The organism is Bartonella capreoli (assembly GCF_902813205.1).
Classification (GTDB): Bacteria; Pseudomonadota; Alphaproteobacteria; order Rhizobiales; family Rhizobiaceae; genus Bartonella; species Bartonella schoenbuchensis.
Genome location: NZ_CADDZX010000281.1, coordinates 1 through 418 on the forward strand (window position 1 = coordinate 1; position 418 = coordinate 418).

Here is a 418-nt window from a genome sequence, read left to right on the forward strand (position 1 = left end):
GGTTTTGGACCGGACCGTAAAGAGGGGCCCGTACGTGTTATTGATGATCATGGAAAAATGGGTGATGCTAATAAAGAAGTGATAAAAGCTTTAATTAAAGCGGATCGATTGTTTGCACGCGGTCGTTTAAAACATTCCTATCCTCACAGTTGGCGTTCAAAAAAACCAGTTATTTTTCGTAATACGCCGCAATGGTTTATTTCAATGGATAAAGATCTTGGAGATGGTTCAACTTTACGTAGTCGTGCTTTGGAGGCTATTTCGATGACGCGTTTTGTTCCTTCTTCTGGTCAAAACCGTTTGGCTTCTATGGTAGCAGATCGTCCTGATTGGGTTCTTTCTCGTCAGCGCGCTTGGGGTGTTCCAATTTGTATTTTTGCCAATGAAGATGGTATTGTTCTGAAAGATGAGCGAGTGA

At 42.1% G+C, this 418-nt stretch carries 1 protein-coding gene; it reads left to right on the forward strand.

From position 1 onward, the window contains the following. Positions 1-418 (forward strand): class I tRNA ligase family protein (locus J7R05_RS08435; RefSeq protein ID WP_208541892.1); only part of this gene is annotated, 418 nt, incomplete at both ends.